Annotated in this window: 1 protein-coding gene; it reads right to left on the reverse strand. The window is 65.7% G+C overall.

What is annotated here, in order from left to right:
• Positions 1 to 318 (reverse strand): thiamine pyrophosphate-dependent enzyme (locus tag GNF10_RS37460; protein ID WP_185607535.1); only part of this gene is annotated, 318 nt, incomplete at both ends.

A 318-nucleotide genomic window follows, 5' to 3' on the forward strand; every position in this document is an offset into this window, starting at 1 on the left:
CGTTGCGCAGGTCATAGCCGTGGGCGATGCAGTGGCTGTAGGCGATGATGAGGCTCGGGCCAGGGTAGGCCTCGGCCTCGCGGAAGGCCCTCAGGGTTTGCTGCGGATCGGCGCCCAGGGCCACGCGGGCGACGTACACCGACCCGTAGGCGATGGCTTGCAGGGCCATGTCTTTTTTGGCGGTGGGTTTGCCAGCCGAGGCGAATTTGGCAACTGCCCCTAGCGGGGTCGATTTCGATGCCTGACCACCGGTGTTGGAGTACACCTCGGTGTCGAGGACCAGGACGTTGACGTCGCGGCCGGAGGCAAGCACGTGGT

This window comes from Nostoc sp. UCD121 (assembly GCF_014222285.1).
Taxonomy (GTDB): domain Bacteria; phylum Cyanobacteriota; class Cyanobacteriia; order Cyanobacteriales; family Nostocaceae; genus Nostoc.